Source organism: Amycolatopsis sp. NBC_01307 (assembly GCF_035975215.1).
Lineage (GTDB): Bacteria > Actinomycetota > Actinomycetes > Mycobacteriales > Pseudonocardiaceae > Amycolatopsis.
The window spans coordinates 6,897,652-6,915,308 of record NZ_CP108403.1 but is presented as its reverse complement, the minus strand read 5'-3'; the positions used below and the strand labels follow the sequence as shown (position 1 = coordinate 6,915,308).

Genomic DNA, 17,657 nt, shown 5'->3' with positions numbered 1-17,657 from the left:
GAAGGTGGGCGCGTGCAGCCCCCTTCGCTCGCCGACGTCGCGCACCTCGGCCAAGTCGTCCCATCCCTGCTCGCCGCGCTCGGGGTGCCCGGGTGCGCGAACACGCTGGACCTGCCGGCGGCGCGGAGCGCGGCGGTGCTGCTGATCGACGGGCTCGGCTGGGAACTGCTGGCCGAGCACGCCGCGGACGCCCCGGTGCTGACCGAGCTCGCCCGGCGGACGTTGCGCGTGGGCTTCCCGTCGACCACCGCCGCCGGGGTGGCCGCGATCGGGACGGGCCTCGCGTCCGGTGAGCACGGGATGGTCGGCTACACCTTCGAGATGCCGGGCGTCGGCGTGCTCAACGCGTTGCGCTGGCGCAGCCACGAGGACGGCGGCGACCTTCGCGGCGCGCTCCCGCCGCGTGAGGTGCAGCCGCTGCCGACGACTTTCGAGCTCGCCGCCGCGGCCGGGATCGACGCGGCCGTCGTGTCGTCCGCGCAGTTCGCCGACTCCGCGCTGACCCGCGCCACCCAGAGCGGTGCGCGTTACGCCGGCGTGCACGCGCTCGGCGACCTCGCCGCCCGGACGTTGTCGGTGCTCGCCGGACGGGCCTTTTGCTACGCCTACCACAGTGAAATCGACCTGCTCGGGCACGTGTACGGCCCGGGTTCGAACGCGTGGCGGATGCAGCTGCGCCAGGTCGACCGGCTCGTGGAGTCCCTTGTGGACGGTCTCCCGGCCGGTGCCCTGCTCGCCGTGGTGGCCGACCACGGCATGGTCACCGTCGAGGACAAGCTCGACCTCGAGGACGTGCCGGAGCTGCTGGCGGGTGTCCGGACGTTCGGGGGCGAGGTCCGGGCCCGGCACGTCTACACCGAGCCGGGTGCCACCGCCGACGTGCTCGCCGCCTGGCGGGCGGTGGTGGGCGAGCGGGCCTGGGTGCGTTCGCGGGCGGAGGCCGTCGCCGAGGGGTGGTTCGGTCCCACCGTCAGCGACCGGGTGCTGCCGCGGATCGGCGACGTCGTCGTGGCGGCCCGCGGGCGGTTCGGGATGGTGCGCGGGCTGGCCGAGGCCGTGGAGACGTCGCTGGTCGGGCAGCACGGTTCGCTGACCACCGCCGAGCAGCTCGTGCCGCTGGCGATCGCCCAGGGGTGACGGCCGCCAGGTCGCGTACCCGGGCGGACGGCTCGCGTGCCCGGAGGGTCGGCTCGCGTACCTGGAGGGTCGACTCGCGTGCCTGGGCGGTCGGTTCGCGTGCCTGGAGGGTCGGCTCGCGTGTTTCGGCGGGAATCTCGCGTGACTGAGGAGGCATCTCGCGTGATGGGAGGGGCATCACGCGTGATTGGAGCGCCGGCACGTGTGATCGGGAGGTCGACACGGGACGGGTGGGCGCTGTCACGCGGGTGCGCGGTGGTGGGTGGGGTGCGGTTACCGTTTGGGCGTGCCTCGACGCAACCGTCCCGGCCACCGCTCGGACGGTGGGCCGCCCGAGCGGGAGATCGGTGCTGCCACCGGGTGGGCCCGTGCCGAAGCCGGGAGCGACGGCGAGTGGCTGGTCCGGACGGTGCCCGGCGCGCAGGCCACGAAGTTCTACCGCTGTCCCGGCTGCGACCACGAGATCCGGCCGGGCACGCCGCACCTGGTCGTCTGGCCCGCCGACGAGACCGGCTCCGTCGCCGACCGGCGGCACTGGCACCGGCCCTGCTGGGACGCCCGGGCCCGGCGCCGCCCGCAGCGCCGCCGGTGATCCGCTTCTCTCTGGAGTTGTCAAACAACGCCCGGCTCAGCGCCGGTAGTGCCGGGACAACGCGCCTTCGTACGCTTCCTCCGTGTACTCGGTGAAGCCGAGCCGCTCGGCCACCCGCAGCGACGGCTTGTTGTCCACGTTCACACTGGCCAGCACCGGCAGGGACGCCTGCTCGCGGGCGCACCACTCCAGGACCGCGGCCCCGGCCTCGACCGCGTAACCCTTGCCCCACGCGGACGGCCGGAACCGGTAGCCGAGGTTGAGCACCTTCTCGCCGTGGAACTCGCGCAGCCGCACGCCGCACACGCCGATGACCTCCTTGCCGCCCGGTTCGGTCACCGCCAGGTAGCCGAAGCCCCGCTCGGCCCAGTGCGCCAGCCAGGCCGTGAACATCTCCGACGCCCGCGCGACGCCGGGCGGGTCGGGGTTGAAGCGGTTGGTGCGCGGGTCGGTGTGGATGTCGACCATCGCCTGCCGGTCCGCCTCGTGGAGCGGACGCAGGTGCAGCCGGTCGGTTTCGATGTCGGTGAACACGTCGGCGAAGCTAGCGCGGAGGTCCGACAAAATGACGCGCATGACCGAACTGCCGCTGGTCCTCCTCCACGCCTTTCCCCTGGACTCCCGCATGTGGAACGCGGTGCGCGAGCCTCTCGCTTCACACCTTCGGGTGATCACTCCGGATCAGCGCGGGCTCGGCCGCTCGCCGCTGCCGGAGTCCGGCCGCGAACCGAGCCTCGACGACGCCGCGCGCGACGTCGCCGCCCTGCTCGACCGGCTGGACCTGGACCGCGTGGTGCTCGGCGGCTGCTCGATGGGCGGCTACCTCGCGATGGCCGTGCTGCGGCTGGCGCCGGACCGGGTCGGCGGGCTCGTCCTCATCGACACCAAGGCCACGCCCGACACCCCCGAGGCCGCGCAGAGCCGCCTCGACGTCGCGGTGCGCGTCGAACAGGAGGGCACCGCGGGCTGGCTGGCCGAGGCCAACCTGCCGAACCTGCTGGCCGAGTCGACGCGCGAGGAGCGGCCTGACGTCGTCGACACCGTCCGGGAGATCATCGAATCCCAGCCGCCGGCCGGGATCTCGTGGACCGCGCTGGCGTTGCGGACCCGGCCGGACTCCCTCGGCCTACTTCGGGACGCGGGCGTCCCGGCGCTGGTCGTCGTGGGCGAGGAAGACCCCATCACGCCCGTCGCGGCGGCGAGCGCGATGGTCGAGGCCATGCCCGGCGCCACGCTCGTGGTGCTGCCCGGTGCCGGCCACCTGACCCCGCTCGAGGACCCGGCGGGCGTCGTCGAAGCGATCCTCTCCTGGTACCCGGCGACTCACGAGAAGTAGGCAGCGAGTGCTTCGCGCGCTTCGGGAAGCCGGTGCGGGAACCGCTTCGCGATGATGAAGCGCCACGCGACGGCGAAGAGTTCGCGCAGCTCCGTACAAGCTTCGGTCGGGACGTCGGCCGAACCCGGGTAGGCGGCCGAATACTCCGGACCGCCCTGGCGGGCCAGGATCCCCAGGTCCCAGCCGAGCGGCCCGCGCCAGGTGTCCTCGAAGTCGAGCCAGCACGGCCCGGCTTCGGTGGCGATCAGGTTGCCGGGGTGCGCGTCGCCGTGCAGCGGCTGCACGGCGACGTCCGGCAGCGCGGCCTCGATCCGGGCGGCTTCGGCCCGCAGCCGCGGTGCCGCGCCGTCCATCGTGTCGCCGTGGCGGGCGAGCATCCGTTCGAGGTCGTCGAGCGGGCCGCGCCGGGGCAGTTCGCCCGGATACTCCCGCAGTGCCGCGTGCACCCGGGCGAGCGAACCCGCGACGACGTCCGGTGCGTACCGGTGGTCCGGATCGTGCGGTGTGTGGTGCCAGAGCGTGACCGGGAGGCCGTCCGCGAAATGCGGTCCGGCCGGGGGATCCGCGGCCGGTGAGACGACGAGCACACCACGTTCGGTGAGGAAGCGGGAGACGGCGACGTCGCGGGCCAGCCAGGGCGCCGGCGCCGGCCGGGCGAGCAACGTCGTCGCCGGCACGCGCGCGACCAGCGGACCCAGCTTCACCAGCACGTTCGACCGCGCGTGCAGGACCTCCGGCGAGTGCTCCGGCAGGCCGAGCCGGGCGGTCACCGTGCGGGCCGCGCGCACTGCCGCGCGGGTGAACTCGTCGGCCATGCGCCGATCTTGCCAGCCGGTGCGCGCGACTGTCGGTAGCGAGGGCTACGATCCCCCTAAGCCGCCGGACCGGGTCTTCCCGGGCCCTGGCGGCGCGACGATGACCACCACAAGGTTTCAAGTGTTGGAGGCAGGAGTGACGGCCGTAGCCCCCAAGCCGATCGCGGCGCGCCCGTATCCCGCGCGCGAGTCGGTCAAGGGTTCGTACCTGCTGCGGTTGTTCCGCACGACGGACCACAAGCAGATCGGGATCATGTACCTGGTCACGTCGTTCGCCTTCTTCATGGCGGGCGGCGCGATGGCCATGCTCATCCGTACCGAGCTGGCGCGACCCGGGCAGCAGTTCCTTTCGCAGGAGCAGTACAACCAGCTCTTCACCATGCACGGCACGGTGATGCTGCTGCTGTACGCGACGCCGATCCTCTTCGGGTTCGCGAACTTCATCCTCCCGCTGCAGATCGGTTCGCCGGACGTCGCCTTCCCGCGGCTCAACGCGTTCTCCTACTGGCTGTACCTCTTCGGCGGCCTGATCGTGCTGTCGGGCTTCCTGACGCCGGGTGGCGCCGCCGACTTCGGCTGGTTCGCCTACACCCCGCTGTCGGACGCGATCCACTCGCCGGGCGTCGGCGCGGACCTGTGGATCTCGGGCCTGGTGGTCTCCGGTCTGGGCACCATCCTCGGCGCGGTCAACATGGTCACCACCGTGGTCTGCCTGCGCGCGCCGGGCATGACGATGTACCGGATGCCGATCTTCACCTGGAACATCCTGGTGACGTCGATCCTGATCCTGCTGGCCTTCCCGATCCTGACCGCGGCCCTGATGGGCCTGCTGGCGGACCGGCATCTGGGGGCACACGTCTTCGACCCCGAAAACGGCGGCGTGATCCTCTGGCAGCACCTGTTCTGGTTCTTCGGCCATCCAGAGGTCTACATCGTCGCGCTACCGTTCTTCGGGATCGTGTCGGAGATCTTCCCGGTCTTCAGCCGCAAGCCGATGTTCGGGTACAAGAGCCTGGTGTGGGCGACGCTGGCCATCGCGGCGCTGTCGGTCGCGGTGTGGGCGCACCACATGTACGCCACCGGCGCCGTGCTGCTGCCGTTCTTCTCCTTCATGACGTTCCTGATCGCGGTCCCGACCGGCGTGAAGTTCTTCAACTGGATCGGCACGATGTGGAAGGGCCAGCTGTCCTTCGAGACGCCGATGATCTTCTCGATGGGCTTCATCGTCACGTTCCTCTTCGGCGGCCTGACCGGCATCCTGCTGGCCGCGCCGGCGATCGACTTCCACGTGTCGGACAGCTACTTCGTCGTCGCGCACTTCCACTACGTGCTCTACGGCACGATCGTGTTCGCCACCTTCGCCGGCATCTACTTCTGGTTCCCGAAGATCACGGGCCGGATGATGGACGAGAAGCTCGGCAAGTGGCACTTCTGGACCACGTTCATCGGCTTCCACGGCACGTTCCTCGTCCAGCACTGGCTGGGCGCGGAAGGCATGCCGCGGCGGTACGCGGACTACCTGACCAGTGACGGCTTCACGACGCTGAACACGATCTCCACGATCGGCGCGTACATCCTCGGTGCCTCGACGCTGCCGTTCATTTGGAACGTCTTCAAGAGCTACCGGTACGGCGAGATCGTCACGGTGGACGACCCGTGGGGCTACGGCAACTCGCTCGAGTGGGCGACGTCCTGCCCGCCACCGCGGCACAACTTCACCGAGCTGCCCCGGATCCGGTCCGAGCGGCCGGCGTTCGAGCTGCATTACCCGCACATGATCGAGCGCCTCCACAAGGAGGGTGAGATCGGCTTCTTCGGCAAGCAGAAGCTGAACAGCCACGGGTCGGCGCCGTCGCAGGTGCTCACCGAGGCCGTCATGCCGGGTGACCACAGCAAGGACAACTCGGGCGAGCAGTAAGACACCCCGAACGAGTGAGAGCGCGTGCCCGGCTTTTGTGAAGCCCGGCACGCGCTCTACTTATGTCCAAGGCCGGACCGGCAGACTGATCGTGCAGCGTTGCCGAGCGAGGGATGACCAGTGACCCAAACCCCCGTCCTGATCACGACGACCGGCCCCGACAAGCCGGGCGTCTCGTCCGTGCTGTTCGCCGTGCTGACCAGGCACGACGTCGATGTGCTCGACGTCGAGCAGGTGGTCATCCGCGGGCAGCTCGTGCTCGGGGTGCTCGCCGGGGTCTACCGCGACCCGGAGGGGTTGCAGGAGTCCGTCGAGCAGGCGCTGGCGTCGGTCGGGATGCAGGTCGAGGTCAAGATCGGGTCGGCGATCGGGGAGGACCCGTTCGCGCTCGGCCGCCGCGACTCGTCGCACGTGCTGGTGGTGCTGGGCCGCCCGGTCACCGCGCGGGGCTTCTCCGAGGTCGCGCGCCGGCTCGCGTCGCTCGGCGCGAACATCGACTCGATCCGCAGCGTCGCCGACTACCCGGTGACCGGGCTGGAGCTGTACGTCTCGGTCGACCGTGACACCCCCGACGCGGACGCCGCGTTGCGGACGGTGCTCGCCGACGCCGCCGTCCAAGCGGGTGTCGACATCGCCGTGGAGCGGGCCGGGATCACCCGGCGGGCGAAGCGGCTGGTCGTCTTCGACGTCGACTCGACGCTGATCCAGGGCGAGGTCATCGAGATGCTGGGCGCGCACGCCGGCGTCGAGCCGGAGATCCGCGAGATCACCGAGGCCGCGATGCGCGGCGAGCTGAACTTCACCGAGTCGCTGGAGCGGCGGGTCGCGCTGCTGGCCGGGCTGCCGGCCACGGCGATCGACGAGGTCGCCGCGACGATCGAGCTGACCCCGGGCGCGCGCACGACGATCCGCACGCTCAAGCGGATGGGGTTCAAGACCGGCGTGGTCTCCGGCGGGTTCACCCAGGTCATCGGCGGCTTGGTGGACGACCTCGGGCTGGACTTCGCGGCGGCGAACGAGCTCGAGATCGTGGACGGCAAGCTCACCGGCCGGGTGATCGGCGAGGTCGTCGACCGCGCGGGCAAGGCGAAGGTGCTTCGCCGCGTCGCCGGTGAGTACGACATTCCGCTGGAGCAGTGCGTGGCGGTCGGCGACGGCGCCAACGACATCGACATGCTGTCCGCGGCCGGTATGGGCGTCGCGTTCAACGCCAAGCCCGCGCTGCGCGAAGTCGCGGACGCCGCGCTCTCGCACCCCTACCTCGACGCCGTGCTGTTCATGCTCGGCCTCACCCGCGGCGAGGTCGAAGCGGCCGACGCCGCCGACGGGCTCGAGCTGATGCGTCCGTGAGCAGCGTTCTCGACCCGTTGGGCACCCGGTACGCCTACTGGCTCGGGTTGCCGCCCGAAGACACCTCGGACACCTCCGACGAGCTGCCGGAGGAAGTGCGGGCGATGCCGGTCGTCCTGCGCATCGAACGCGCCGAGCCGCCGGGGCGCACGCCGCTGCTGGAGGCCGCGGCGGCGGCCGCGCTGGCGGTCTGCCTGGACGAGCGGGCCGAGCCCGATGGCGAGTGGGCCGAGCCGATGCACGCGTGGCTCGACAACCGGATCCGCAAGGTCGCGCGGCGGGCGCGGGGCGCGCACTGGGCGGCGGTGCAGGAGCTGCCGGGCATCACCGTCGAGGTCGACGGCGCCGAGGCGCGGGCCCTGGTGCCGGGCCTGGTCACCGAGACGCCCAAGGAGGTGTCGCGGCTCCAGATCTCGGGCAGCGAGCTGCCGCCGGACGAGCCGGGCCCGATCCCGGACGGCGTCCCGCTGCTCCTGCTCAACCCGCAGGTCCCGATGACCGTCGGCAAGGGGGCCGCGCAGGTCGGCCACGCCACGATGATCCTCGCCGCGCTGCTGGACGACGCGCAGCTCGCCGGCTGGGCCGCGCGGGGCTACCGGACGGCCGTGCGCACGCCGAGTGTCGCGCGGTGGAAGGAACTGCACCCGGGCGACGACCCCGAGGGCGCGTGGCGGCGCGACCGCGTCATCGCCGTGCGGGACGCCGGGTTCACCGAGGTCGATCCCGGCACGATCACCGTGCTCGCCCAGTTCCCGCCCACCCACTGGACGCCGGAACAAGCGACTTCCTGAGCCGGTTGGAGCCGATATGGGACTCGAAGTACAGCGCGACGGGCAGCACAGCTTCGTCGGACGCAACGACCGCGGTGCCGAGGTCCGGCTGGGCCGGACCGGTGCGGAAGGGGCGTTTTCGCCCGCAGAGCTGCTGCAGATCGCGGCCGCGGGCTGCAGCGCCGTGACGGCCGAAGAGCTGATCACACGGCGGGTGGGCGAGGACGCGAAGTTCCGCGTGACCGTCTCGGCCGATCGACGTGAGGGTGCCGCGGAACTGGACGCGGTGCACGTCGCCTTCGATGTCGACGTGTCGACTTTGGCGGAGGATCAGCGGGAAGCGCTCGCCGGCGCCGTGGACCGCGCGATCGAACGGCTCTGCACGGTGAGCCGGACGCTCAAGAAGGGGATTCCGGTGACGGAGGAGTTCCCGACCGCGTAAGCGACGTCAGTTCTCGCTGGATTCCCAGACCACGTAGGCCTGGTCCGCGTCCGTCGTCATGGCTTCGATGAACTTGTCGTTGTCGAAGCCCGGCAACGACTGCAGCCGCTCGATCAGGGCGTCGGCCGCCGGGTCGCCGCTCGGGACCGCTGTGCCCTTGCCGTCCGTGCCCACCAGCATGAAGAAGACGTCTTCGTTCCACGGGCCGTCGGGGATGACCCTGACCATCACCGAGGACAGGTCGGACCACGTGACGGCTTCTTCGCTGCCGTCCGCGAGGCGACGGCGCACGCCGGTGTCGTCGACACTGACAGTCCGGGACTGTGCGCTGGACGAATCCTGGGTCAACCGGTGCTCCCTTGTCGCTTCGGTTGCTTCACCGTACCGGTCGGTGTTGTGGACCGCGTCACGCGGGCGCGGCTGCGTCGAGGCGGCGCAAGGCGTCGCGCGCCACCTTCGGATCCATCGTGGGCCAGAACGGCGGCAGCGACGCACGGAGGAATCCGCCGTAGCGGGCGTTCGCGAGCCGCGAATCCAGCACCGCGACGACGCCGCGGTCGGTCACCGAGCGGTGCAGCCGGCCGGTGCCCTGCGCCAGCAGCAGTGCCGCGTGCGTGGCCGCCACGGTGAGGAACCCGTTGCCGCCGCGGGCTTCCACCGCGCGCTGGCGCGCCGACGACACCGGGTCGTCCGGGCGGGGGAACGGGATCCGGTCGACGACCACGAGCTGCAGCGACGGGCCCGGGACGTCCACGCCCTGCCACAGGCTGAGCGTGCCGAACAGACAGGTCCGGACGTCCTCGGAGAACTTCTGGACCAGCAGCGACGTGGCGTCGTCGCCCTGGCACAGCACCGGGAAGTCCAGCCGCTCACGCATTTCCTCGGCCGCCTGCTTGGCCGCGCGCATCGAGGAGAACAGGCCCAGCGTGCGCCCGCCCGCCGCCTCGATCAGCTCGGCCAGCTCGTCCATTGTGGACGACGCGAGGCCGTCACGGCCCGGCGGCGGCAGGTGCTTGGCCAGGTAGAGGATACCGTTGCGCTGGTGGTCGAACGGCGACCCGACGTCCAGGCCGAGCCACTTCGGGCCGGTGTCGGCGTCGGACGGCGCTTCCTTGTCCGTGGCCGCGCCCGGCGCCTTTTCGACGCGGGCGCCGCCCGGCGGGAGCCCCCACTGGCGCGCCATCGTGTCGAACGTGCCGCCCAGCGTCAGCGTCGCCGACGTCAGGATCGTCGTGTGCAGGTTGAACACGCGCTCGCGCAGCAGGCCGGCGACGCCCAGCGGCGCGACCTTCAACGCCGGCGGGCGCGGGTTCGACGAGAACTTGTCGCCCGCGAGCCAGACGACGTCACGCTGGTGCGCCTGGTCTTCGTCGAACGCCTCGAGCAGCCGGACCGCGGTGTCGTGCACCTCGTCGAGCAGCGTGCGCGCCAGTTTGCGCGCGGTGGCCCCTTCGACGTCCTCCTTGCGGTCGGACCCGAGCGCGGAGATGCACGCGTGCGCGGCGTCGCGGACCGCCGGGATGGCGCCCTTCAACGCCTGCGGCAGCGCGTCCATCCGGCCGGCGGGCAGGTCGTCGACGATCAGGGCCAGCCCGTCACCCGCTTCCAGCAGGCGGTCCGCGACGTCGGCGTCGATCAGCTTGCCGCAGCGGCGGGCGGCGGCCGAGCACATCGCGCTGGTCAGCTCGCCGGTGGCGACCGAGGTGACCCGGTCGACCAGGTCGTGCGCCTCGTCGATGATCACGACGTCGTGGTCCGGCAGGACCTGGTAGCCCTGCAAGGCGTCGATGGCCAGGAGCGCGTGGTTGGTGATGATGACGTCGGCCCGGCCGGCCTCGGCGCGGGCCTTCTCGGCGAAGCAGTCCGTGCCGATCGGGCAGCGGGACGCGCCGAGGCATTCCCTTGCGGTCACGGAGACCTGGCGCCACGCCTGGTCCGTCACGCCCGGGACGAGCTCGTCGCGGTCGCCGGTTTCGGTGTCCGACGCCCACTCCCGCAGCCGCGTGACCTCCTTGCCGAGGCGCGACACCGCGAACGGGTCGAAGAGCTGGGCGTCCTCCGGCTCGTCCGGCGCGCCGGAGTCCAGGCGGTGCAGGCACATGTAGTTGCGGCGGCCCTTGAGGATCGCGAAGGTCGGTTCGCGGCCCAGCGGCTTCTTCAGCGCCTTCGCGAGCCGGGGGAGGTCGCGGTCGACGAGCTGGCGCTGCAGCGCGATGGTGGCCGTCGAGACCACGACCGTGGCTTCCTTCTGGACGGCGTGCCGGATCGCGGGGACGAGGTAGGCCAGTGACTTGCCGGTGCCGGTACCGGCCTGCACGGCGAGGTGTTCGCCGGTGCGGATGGCGCGGCCGACGGCGTCGGCCATCTCGACCTGCCCCGGCCGCTCGGCTCCGCCCACCGACTCCACCGCGTGGGTGAGGAGTTCGAGGACGCCGGGGAAGTCAGTTCGAGCGGGCACAGCGACACATTAGCCGCCGCCACCGACAGGATCGGTGATCCGTCGCGAACGGGCCACTCGCGCCGTACTGGTAAACGGCGAAGGGCCCGCCGTCGCGACGGCGGGCCCTTCGGCGAGGGACCTCAATCTTCGGTGCGGCGCGAGACCAGCTTCCACGTGAGCGGCAGCAGGCCGGCGGCCACGACGATCTTCAGCGCGTCGCCGACCAGGAACGGCGTCACGCCCTTGGCGAACGCCGTCGACAGGTCGAACCCGGTCGAGGCCATCAGCCACGGCACGCCGAACGCGTAGATCACGACGTTGCCGAGCACCATGGTGGCGGCGGTGCGCAGCGGCGTCCGGTCACCGCCGCGGCCGGCCAGCGCGCCGACGAGGGCGCCCGCGAAGACGAACCCGACGATGTAGCCGGCGCTCGCGCCGGACAGGCCCGCGGTGCCGTTCTGGAACCACGGCACGCCCACGGCGCCGACGAGCAGGTAGACCAGCATCGACGCGGCCCCGCGCGACATGCCGAGCGAGGCGCCGACGAGCAGCGCGGCGAACGTCTGGCCGGTCATCGGCACCGGGCTGCCCGGCACCGGGATGATCAGCTGCGCGGCGGCGCCGGTGAGCACGGCACCGCCGGCGACCAGCGCGATGTCCCGGACGAGCGAGCCGGGCACGAGGTCGGCCAGCACGGGCCGCTTTCCGGCGATGGACAGCGAAGACACAGAACCTCCCACGGTGGACACACGCGACGCCCGAGGTTAACGCTCGTTACCCCCGGGAAACGCCGGAAAGTCGCGTTCCTCACCGGCCACTCGTCCGGGTGGACCCGATCAGGCGGCCCGCCACGCCTGCCGATGATCCAGAGGACGACTACGAAACGTCACGAACCGAGGAGGCCGCTGCATGCGAAACGCCAGGAAGAGGACGATCCGGTTGCTGGCCGTGACGGCGCTGGCGGGCCCGTTCCTGGTCGCCGCCGCGCCCGTGACGTCCACTGGCTGGGCGTCGGCCGGTTCGCTCGACGTGCTGATCGACAACGAGCACGTCGTCACCGGTGAGCTGGCGAAGTGCACGGCCGACGGCCCGGCCTCGGCGCGGACGGACGGCGGCGTGACCGGTGACGTCGCGTCGTTCGGCCTCGGGGAGTCCGGCTGCGGCCGCTCGGGCGAGGTGGCCATCGCGCAGGCGTCCGGGCACCGGTTCGAGGCGTCGGTCCTCAAGCGCTACGGCGGCCCGGTGATCACGGTCCGGACGTTCTCGGCGAAGTGCGCGACCAGCGCCACCGGCAGCGGCGGCGAGGTGACGATCGGCGCCGTCACCGGCATCACCGTCCCCGCCGAGATCCCGCCGAACGACCGGATCGTCATCCCCGGCGGCCCGGCGGGCACGGCGCTGGCCACGGTGGTCCTCAACGAGACCGTGACGCCGCAGCCGCCGGACGGCAGCCTGGTCACCCACGCGGTGCACATCGTGCTGTTCCCGCAGGGCGGCCCGGCGAGCGGAGACGTCTACCTCGGCACGGCCGCCTGCGACCCGTACGGCAAGAAGAAGTGACTACGCGGTCGTGAAGCGGCTGGCAGCCGCGACGAACTCGCCGGCCCGGGTCGCCAGGTCCGGGAGGCTGCCGGCGGAGGTCAGCGCGTCGCCCAGCAACGGCGTCGCCGCGGCCACCGCGATCGCGCCCGACCGCAGGTAGCTCTCGACGTCGGCCAGGTGGACGCCGCCGGTCGGGACGAGCGGCACGTCCGGCAGCGGCGCCCGGACCGCGCGCAGGTAGGCGACGCCGCCGACCGCCGCGACCGGGAAGACCTTCACCGCGGCCGCGCCGAGGCGCCAGGCCTGGTCGATCTCCGTCGGCGTCAGCGCGCCGCAGATCACCGGGACGTCGAGGGCGGCCGCCCGCTCCAGGACGGCCGGGTTGACGGTCGGTGTGATCAGGTAGCGCGCACCGGCGTCGACCGCGATGTCCACATCGGACGCTTCGCGGACGCTGCCGGCGCCGATCAGCGCGTCGTCGCCCAGCGCCAGGCGCAGCGCGGTGATCGCGGCGGGCGCGCCCGGCGTCGTCAGCGTGGCTTCGAGCAGGCGGATCCCCGCCGCGTGCAGGACCATCGCCGCGTCGGCGAAGCGCGCCGCGTCCGAGGCCCGCAGGATCGCGACGAGCCGGTGTTCCGCCAGCGCGGCCCGCAGGTCCTTCATCCGACGTGCGCCTCGCCGGTGTGCGTGACGCCGGCCTCGTCGAAGTCGCGCAGCGCGCTGTCCACCGAAGCCCGGGCGATGCCGGCCGTGTGGTCGAGCAGCACACGGACGCCGAACCCGGCCCGGGCCGCGTCCAGCGCCGTCGCGCGCACGCAGTAGTCCGTGGCGATGCCGACGACGTCGACGTCGGTCACGTCGTGTTCGCGCAGCCAGGTCTCCAGGGACTTGCCGTCCCCGGACGCGCCTTCGAAGCCGGAGTAGGCCGCGCTGTACTCGCCCTTCGAGAACACCGCGCCGATCGGGACGACGTCGAGGGCGGGGTGGAACGACGCGCCGGGCGTGCCCGCCACACAGTGCGGCGGCCAGCTGGCGACGAAGTCGGGCGTCTCGCTGAAGTGGTCACCCGGGTCGACGTGGTAGTCGCGGGTGGCCACGACGTGCGAGTAGCCGCCGGTCGCGCTCAGCGCGGAGATCGCCGCCGCGGCCGCCGCGCCGCCGGCCACCGCCAGCGAGCCGCCTTCGCAGAAGTCGTTCTGCACGTCCACCACGATCAGCGCGGTCCCCATGGGCTGACTCCGTTCAGAGGAAGAGCGTCGGGATTGCGGGCTCGCCGTGCGAGAGCTTCAGGCCCTCCCACGGCAGGCTGACCAGGCCGCGGCGCAACCGCTGCCTGGCGTCGTCCAGGGTAGGCAGATCCGGCTCGACGCGGCCGCCACGGATCAGCGGCAGCTGCAGCGGCCGGTCGTTCGGCTCCGGCTCGGGCGTGGTCCCCGCCGTCCAGACGACCTCTTCGACGGCCGTGCCGGTGCCGCGGTGGCGCCGCAGCGCGGACTTGCGCCCGCCGCGGGACTCCTTGTGCGCGCTGCGCTTGGCGACCGGCTTGCCGTCCACCTCGACCAGCTTGTAGACCATGCCGGCGGTCGGCGCGCCGGACCCGGTGACGACCGAGGTGCCGACGCCGTACGCGTCCACCGGCTCGGCCCGCAGCGCGGCGATGGCGTGCTCGTCGAGGTCGCCGGAGACGACGATCCGGGTGTCCTTCGCGCCGAGGGAGTCCAGCTGCTCGCGGGCGCGGCGGGCGAGCGGGCCGACGTCGCCGGAGTCGATCCGGATCGCGCCGAGCTCCGGGCCGGCGACGCGCACCGCGGTCTCGATGCCGGCGGTGATGTCGTAGGTGTCGACCAGCAGCGTCGTGTCCGCGCCCATCTTGCCGACCTGCGAGCGGAAGGCCTCTTCCTCGCTGTCGTGCAGCAGCGTGAAGGCGTGCGCGACGGTGCCGCGGGTCGGGATGCCGTAGCGGCGGCCGGCCTCGAGGTTGGACGTCGTCGCGAAGCCGGCCAGGTAGGAGGCGCGCGCGGCCGCGACGGCGGCCCACTCGTGCGTGCGGCGCCCGCCCATCTCGATGATCGGCCGGCCGTGCGCGGCGCCCGACATGCGGGCCGCGGCCGACGCGATGGCGCTGTCGTGGTTGAGGATCGACAGCACCAGCGTCTCGAGCAGGACGCACTCGGCGAACGAGCCGGCGAGCGTGAGGATCGGCGAGCCGGGGAAGTACAGCTCACCCTCGGCGTAGCCGTCGAGGTCGCCGGCGAACTCGTAGTCCGCGAGCCAGGCCAGTGTCGTGTCGTCGACCACCGCGGTGGCCTCCAGCTGCGCCAGCTCGGCGTCGGTGAAGCGGAAGTCCGCGATCGCGTCGAGCACCCGGGCGGTGCCCGCGACGACGCCGTAACGGCGGCCGTCCGGCAAGCGCCGGGCGAACACCTCGAACACGCAGGGGCGCTCCGCCGTGCCGTCGGCGAGCGCGCTGCCCAGCATGGTCAGCTCGTAGTGGTCGGTGAGCAGCGCAGTGCTGGTCGTGGCCGGCTCCGGTGAACCCATGGGGTCAGCCTATTCACCCACATGGCCGGACCTGGCGCGGCGTGCCCTGTCGACCCCGTGACACCATGGGGTGCATGTCCACGCCTGTCGCAGCCGAGCAGACGCAGGTCGAGCCGGCCGGTGCCGAGGTCGCCGAGTCGGACACACCGTGGCGGACCGTGGTGTGGAACGACCCCGTCAACCTGATGTCGTACGTGACGTACGTCTTCCAGAAGCTGTTCGGGTACAGCCGCGACCACGCCACCAAGCTGATGCTGGACGTGCACCACAAGGGCAAGGCGATCGTGTCGTCGGGCAGCAAGGAAAAGGTGGAGGTGGACGTGGCGAAACTCCACGCGGCGGGCCTGTGGGCCACCATGGAGCAGAAGTCGTGAACGGTTGGCGGCGCAAGGGCGCGGTCATCCACGCCGGGTTCGAGCAGCAGGAAGCGGCCGTGCTGCGCGGCTTGGTCAGCCAGCTCGAGGACATGCTCACCGCGCGCGCCGAGGAGGCGCCGCAGGACGAGCTCGCCGAGCTGACCGGCATCCGCACCGGCCCGACCGAGTCGCCGGACGACCCGGTGCTCTCGCGGCTGCTGCCCGACTTCCACCGGCTCGACCCGGACAACCCGACCCGCGAGGACCTCGACTCGGCCGCGGCGATGCGCTCGCTGCACGAGCCGGAGCTGCTCGACATCAAGGTCGGCGTGGCCAAGATCGTGCTCGACACGCTGCCGCGCGACGGCGGCAACGTCCGGCTGACCGAAGAGCAGGCCGACGCCTGGCTGGGCGCGCTCAACGACGTCCGGCTGGCCCTGGGCACCGCGCTCGACGTCACCGAGGACATGCCCGACGAGCTGCCCGAGGACGACCCGCGGGCGCCGCACCTGGGCGTCTACCACTGGCTGACCTGGGTGCAGGAGACGCTGATCCAGGCACTGGCCGGATGATCACCGACGTCCCCGGTGTGCTGGTCGGGCACCACGATCGGGTCGGGGACGGCTGGGCGACCGGGACGACGGTGGTGCTCGTGCCGGACGGCGCGGTCGGCGCCGTGGACCAGCGCGGCGGTGCGCCCGGGACGCGTGAGACGAACCTGCTGGAGCCGGAGAACCTGGTCGAGCGCGTGAACGCCGTCTGCCTCTCGGGCGGGTCGGCGTACGGGCTGGCCGCGGCCGACGGCGTCATGCGGTGGCTCGCGGAGCGAAACCTGGGCTTCCCGGTGGGTACAAAGCCGCACGAAGTCGTCCCGATCGTGCCCGCGGCGGTGCTGTTCGACCTGCCGCGCGGCGAGTGGGGCAACCGGCCCGACGCGTCCTTCGGCTACGCGGCCTGCGCCGCGGCGGCCGCGGGCCCGGTGGCGCAGGGCACGGTCGGTGCCGGGGCGGGCGCGGCCGTCGGGTCGCTGAAGGGCGGCATCGGCACGGCCAGCGAGGTCGTCGGCGAGTTCACGGTCGGGGCCGTGGCCGCGCTCAACGCGGCGGGCGAGGCCGTCGACCTCTCGACGGGCCGGGCGTACGCGGCCGACCACGGCGACTTCGGCGTGACCTGGCCTTCGCGGGCCGTTGAGCTGCCGTCGCGCCGGACCGACCTGAACACGACGATCGGCGTGGTCGCCGTCGACGCCGCGCTGTCGAAGGCCGAGGCCCGGCGGCTCGCCGTCGCGGCGCAGGACGGCTTGGCGCGCGCGGTCCGCCCGGCGCACACGATGTTCGACGGCGACACCGTGTTCGCGCTGGCCACGGGCGCGCGGGAGCTGCCGGCGGCGAGTCACCCCGCGGTCCGTCCGGCGGCGCTGGACGCGCTCTGCTCGGCGGCGGCCCGGGTGTTCGCGCGGGCGATGGTGCACGGCCTGCTGGCCGCGACCACGGCCGGCGGGATGCCGGCCTACCGCGAGGTCTGGCCGGAGGCGTTCGCCTAGAGGTCCGGGTGCGGGTCCTCGGGCAGGCCGTCGCGGCGCACTTCGAGGTTGGCGGCGCGGACGGCGCTCACGTACTCCTCGTCGATCTCCAGCTGCAGCTCGGCGACGGTGAGGACGGGACCGAGCGAGGGGTGGACCTCGACCGGGCCGATCTCGGTGCGTCGCGGGAGCCGGTCGTAGACGTCCTTCGGCGTGTAGCGCCGGAAGCGGCCGCCGTAGAGCACCGTGATGCTCCGGTCGGTGACGACGACGAAGAACGCGGCCCGGGTGCGGATCCCGCGGATGTAGAGCGAGATGCCCGGGATCAGGTACTGGATCCGCTCGCCGTCCTCGAGGAACTCGCGGCAGCGTTCACGGGCTTTCGCCGGCAATGGCACCCTGGAAGTGTCCCAGGAACCTCTGATGAGCGGTAGATCTCAGAGTCTGGACAGCCTGTGTCCACCACCTAAGATGACGGTGTGCTCCGGATCCGCCGTGAACTCGTCGACGAGATCGTCGCCCATGCCCGCCGTGACCATCCCGACGAGGCGTGCGGGGTGATCGCCGGTGCGGAGGGGTCCGATGTGCCCGAGCGGTTCATCCCGATGCTCAACGCGGCGCGGTCCCCGACGTTCTACGAGTTCGACTCGGGTGACCTGCTGAAGCTCTACCGCGAGATGGGCGCCAACGACGAAGAGCCGGTGGTGATCTACCACTCGCACACCGCGACCGAGGCGTACCCGTCGCGGACCGACGCGTCGATCGCGGCCGAGCCCGGCGCGCACTACGTGCTCGTCTCGACCCGGGACCCCGAAGTGCACGAGTTCCGGTCGTACCGGATCGTGGACGCCGAGATCACCGAGGAGCCGGTCGAGATCGTCGGCTGAACTCCCAGA

The 17,657-nt window shown here is 72.2% G+C and carries 21 protein-coding genes; 12 read left to right on the top strand and 9 right to left on the bottom strand.

The window, feature by feature from the left end; genetic code table 11:
* Positions 1-12 precede the first annotated feature (12 nt).
* Together OG439_RS29840 and OG439_RS29835 are read left to right on the top strand one after the other, a co-directional pair.
* The gene (locus OG439_RS29840; protein WP_326944099.1) at positions 13-1,137 is read left to right on the top strand and encodes an alkaline phosphatase family protein; all 1,125 of its coding nucleotides are present in this window, start codon (positions 13-15) and stop codon (positions 1,135-1,137) included.
* Positions 1,138-1,423: 286 nt separating this feature from the next.
* Positions 1,424-1,729: a hypothetical protein gene (locus OG439_RS29835; RefSeq protein ID WP_247057039.1), complete on the top strand. Its 306-nt coding sequence runs from the start codon at positions 1,424-1,426 to the stop codon at positions 1,727-1,729.
* Positions 1,730-1,765: 36 nt separating this feature from the next.
* On the opposite strand, the gene OG439_RS29830 is transcribed toward OG439_RS29835, so the two are convergent.
* The gene (locus tag OG439_RS29830) at positions 1,766-2,305 is read right to left on the bottom strand and encodes a GNAT family N-acetyltransferase (protein ID WP_326944098.1); all 540 of its coding nucleotides are present in this window, start codon (positions 2,303-2,305) and stop codon (positions 1,766-1,768) included.
* Between OG439_RS29830 and OG439_RS29825 the strand changes: the two genes are divergently transcribed.
* Positions 2,304-3,065 carry an alpha/beta fold hydrolase gene (locus OG439_RS29825; RefSeq protein ID WP_326944097.1) on the top strand — a complete coding sequence of 254 codons (762 nt, stop codon included), beginning with the start codon at positions 2,304-2,306 and terminating at the stop codon, positions 3,063-3,065. The two genes, OG439_RS29830 and OG439_RS29825, sit on opposite strands and share 2 nt — an antisense overlap.
* Here the strand turns inward: OG439_RS29825 and OG439_RS29820 are convergent.
* The gene (locus OG439_RS29820) at positions 3,053-3,880 is read right to left on the bottom strand and encodes a phosphotransferase (protein WP_326944096.1); all 828 of its coding nucleotides are present in this window, start codon (positions 3,878-3,880) and stop codon (positions 3,053-3,055) included. The two genes, OG439_RS29825 and OG439_RS29820, sit on opposite strands and share 13 nt — an antisense overlap.
* A gap of 136 nt (positions 3,881-4,016) precedes the next feature.
* On the opposite strand from OG439_RS29820, the gene ctaD reads away from it, so the two are divergent.
* The 4 genes from ctaD to OG439_RS29800 all read left to right on the top strand — a co-directional run bounded on the left by ctaD (position 4,017) and on the right by OG439_RS29800 (position 8,360).
* The gene (gene ctaD, locus OG439_RS29815; RefSeq protein WP_326944095.1) at positions 4,017-5,798 is read left to right on the top strand and encodes an aa3-type cytochrome oxidase subunit I; all 1,782 of its coding nucleotides are present in this window, start codon (positions 4,017-4,019) and stop codon (positions 5,796-5,798) included.
* Between the two features lie 120 nt (positions 5,799-5,918).
* Positions 5,919-7,148 carry a phosphoserine phosphatase SerB gene (gene serB / locus OG439_RS29810; RefSeq protein WP_247057028.1) on the top strand — a complete coding sequence of 410 codons (1,230 nt, stop codon included), beginning with the start codon at positions 5,919-5,921 and terminating at the stop codon, positions 7,146-7,148.
* The gene (locus OG439_RS29805; protein WP_326944094.1) at positions 7,145-7,939 is read left to right on the top strand and encodes a peptidyl-tRNA hydrolase; all 795 of its coding nucleotides are present in this window, start codon (positions 7,145-7,147) and stop codon (positions 7,937-7,939) included. The genes serB and OG439_RS29805 overlap by 4 nt, the downstream gene beginning before the upstream one ends.
* Before the next feature lie 16 nt (positions 7,940-7,955).
* On the top strand, positions 7,956-8,360 hold the full coding sequence (locus tag OG439_RS29800) for an OsmC family protein (protein WP_247057024.1): 405 nt from the start codon (positions 7,956-7,958) through the stop codon (positions 8,358-8,360).
* A 6-nt stretch (positions 8,361-8,366) separates the two neighbouring features.
* Here OG439_RS29800 and OG439_RS29795 read toward each other — a convergent pair whose 3' ends face one another.
* The 3 genes from OG439_RS29795 to OG439_RS29785 form a co-directional block, all read right to left on the bottom strand.
* Entirely contained in the window at positions 8,367-8,708 is a 342-nt protein-coding gene (locus OG439_RS29795) for a hypothetical protein (RefSeq protein ID WP_247057022.1), read from the bottom strand.
* 58 nt (positions 8,709-8,766) lie between these two features.
* A complete protein-coding gene (locus OG439_RS29790) occupies positions 8,767-10,818 on the bottom strand; it encodes an ATP-dependent DNA helicase (protein WP_247057020.1) in 2,052 nt (683 codons plus the stop codon).
* Positions 10,819-10,940: 122 nt separating this feature from the next.
* Entirely contained in the window at positions 10,941-11,528 is a 588-nt protein-coding gene (locus tag OG439_RS29785; RefSeq protein ID WP_247057017.1) for a biotin transporter BioY, read from the bottom strand.
* Between the two features lie 211 nt (positions 11,529-11,739).
* Here OG439_RS29785 and OG439_RS29780 point away from each other — a divergent pair, with 211 nt between their 5' ends.
* Positions 11,740-12,360 (top strand): choice-of-anchor P family protein, encoded by a 621-nt coding sequence (locus tag OG439_RS29780; RefSeq protein ID WP_326951647.1) that lies wholly within the window; start codon positions 11,740-11,742, stop codon positions 12,358-12,360.
* Here the strand turns inward: OG439_RS29780 and OG439_RS29775 are convergent, their stop codons facing one another.
* From OG439_RS29775 to OG439_RS29765, 3 genes are read right to left on the bottom strand one after another with little or no spacing between them, the layout of a single operon-like run.
* A complete protein-coding gene (locus tag OG439_RS29775) occupies positions 12,361-13,005 on the bottom strand; it encodes a bifunctional 4-hydroxy-2-oxoglutarate aldolase/2-dehydro-3-deoxy-phosphogluconate aldolase (protein ID WP_326944093.1) in 645 nt (214 codons plus the stop codon).
* Complete coding sequence (locus OG439_RS29770) at positions 13,002-13,571, bottom strand: isochorismatase family protein (protein ID WP_326944092.1); 570 nt, start codon at positions 13,569-13,571, stop codon at positions 13,002-13,004. The genes OG439_RS29775 and OG439_RS29770 overlap by 4 nt, the downstream gene beginning before the upstream one ends.
* Before the next feature lie 13 nt (positions 13,572-13,584).
* Positions 13,585-14,883: a nicotinate phosphoribosyltransferase gene (locus OG439_RS29765; RefSeq protein ID WP_247057011.1), complete on the bottom strand. Its 1,299-nt coding sequence runs from the start codon at positions 14,881-14,883 to the stop codon at positions 13,585-13,587.
* A 74-nt stretch (positions 14,884-14,957) separates the two neighbouring features.
* Here OG439_RS29765 and clpS point away from each other — a divergent pair, with 74 nt between their 5' ends.
* From clpS to OG439_RS29750, 3 genes are read left to right on the top strand one after another with little or no spacing between them, the layout of a single operon-like run.
* Complete coding sequence (gene clpS / locus OG439_RS29760; protein WP_247057009.1) at positions 14,958-15,257, top strand: ATP-dependent Clp protease adapter ClpS; 300 nt, start codon at positions 14,958-14,960, stop codon at positions 15,255-15,257.
* Entirely contained in the window at positions 15,254-15,811 is a 558-nt protein-coding gene (locus OG439_RS29755; RefSeq protein WP_247057007.1) for a DUF2017 domain-containing protein, read from the top strand. The genes clpS and OG439_RS29755 overlap by 4 nt, the downstream gene beginning before the upstream one ends.
* Positions 15,808-16,782 carry a P1 family peptidase gene (locus tag OG439_RS29750; RefSeq protein WP_326944091.1) on the top strand — a complete coding sequence of 325 codons (975 nt, stop codon included), beginning with the start codon at positions 15,808-15,810 and terminating at the stop codon, positions 16,780-16,782. Before OG439_RS29755 ends, OG439_RS29750 begins: the two co-directional genes overlap by 4 nt.
* Here OG439_RS29750 and OG439_RS29745 read toward each other — a convergent pair.
* Positions 16,779-17,159: a hypothetical protein gene (locus tag OG439_RS29745; protein ID WP_326944090.1), complete on the bottom strand. Its 381-nt coding sequence runs from the start codon at positions 17,157-17,159 to the stop codon at positions 16,779-16,781. The two genes, OG439_RS29750 and OG439_RS29745, sit on opposite strands and share 4 nt — an antisense overlap.
* Positions 17,160-17,240: 81 nt before the next feature.
* On the opposite strand from OG439_RS29745, the gene OG439_RS29740 reads away from it, so the two are divergent.
* The gene (locus tag OG439_RS29740) at positions 17,241-17,648 is read left to right on the top strand and encodes a M67 family metallopeptidase (RefSeq protein ID WP_326944089.1); all 408 of its coding nucleotides are present in this window, start codon (positions 17,241-17,243) and stop codon (positions 17,646-17,648) included.
* The last annotated feature ends 9 nt before the right edge of the window (positions 17,649-17,657 follow it).

Bases quoted from the DNA above. Each gene is read 5' to 3' on its own strand.
- OG439_RS29825 (WP_326944097.1), top strand. From the start codon at position 2,304: ATGACCGAACTGCCGCTGGTCCTCCTCCACGCCTTTCCCCTGGACTCC.
- OG439_RS29830 (WP_326944098.1), bottom strand. From the start codon at position 2,305: ATGCGCGTCATTTTGTCGGACCTCCGCGCTAGCTTCGCCGACGTGTTC.
- OG439_RS29820 (WP_326944096.1), bottom strand. From the start codon at position 3,880: ATGGCCGACGAGTTCACCCGCGCGGCAGTGCGCGCGGCCCGCACGGTG.
- OG439_RS29800 (WP_247057024.1), top strand. From the start codon at position 7,956: ATGGGACTCGAAGTACAGCGCGACGGGCAGCACAGCTTCGTCGGACGC.
- OG439_RS29775 (WP_326944093.1), bottom strand. From the start codon at position 13,005: ATGAAGGACCTGCGGGCCGCGCTGGCGGAACACCGGCTCGTCGCGATC.
- OG439_RS29770 (WP_326944092.1), bottom strand. From the start codon at position 13,571: ATGGGGACCGCGCTGATCGTGGTGGACGTGCAGAACGACTTCTGCGAA.
- OG439_RS29765 (WP_247057011.1), bottom strand. From the start codon at position 14,883: ATGGGTTCACCGGAGCCGGCCACGACCAGCACTGCGCTGCTCACCGAC.
- clpS (WP_247057009.1), top strand. From the start codon at position 14,958: ATGTCCACGCCTGTCGCAGCCGAGCAGACGCAGGTCGAGCCGGCCGGT.
- OG439_RS29750 (WP_326944091.1), top strand. From the start codon at position 15,808: ATGATCACCGACGTCCCCGGTGTGCTGGTCGGGCACCACGATCGGGTC.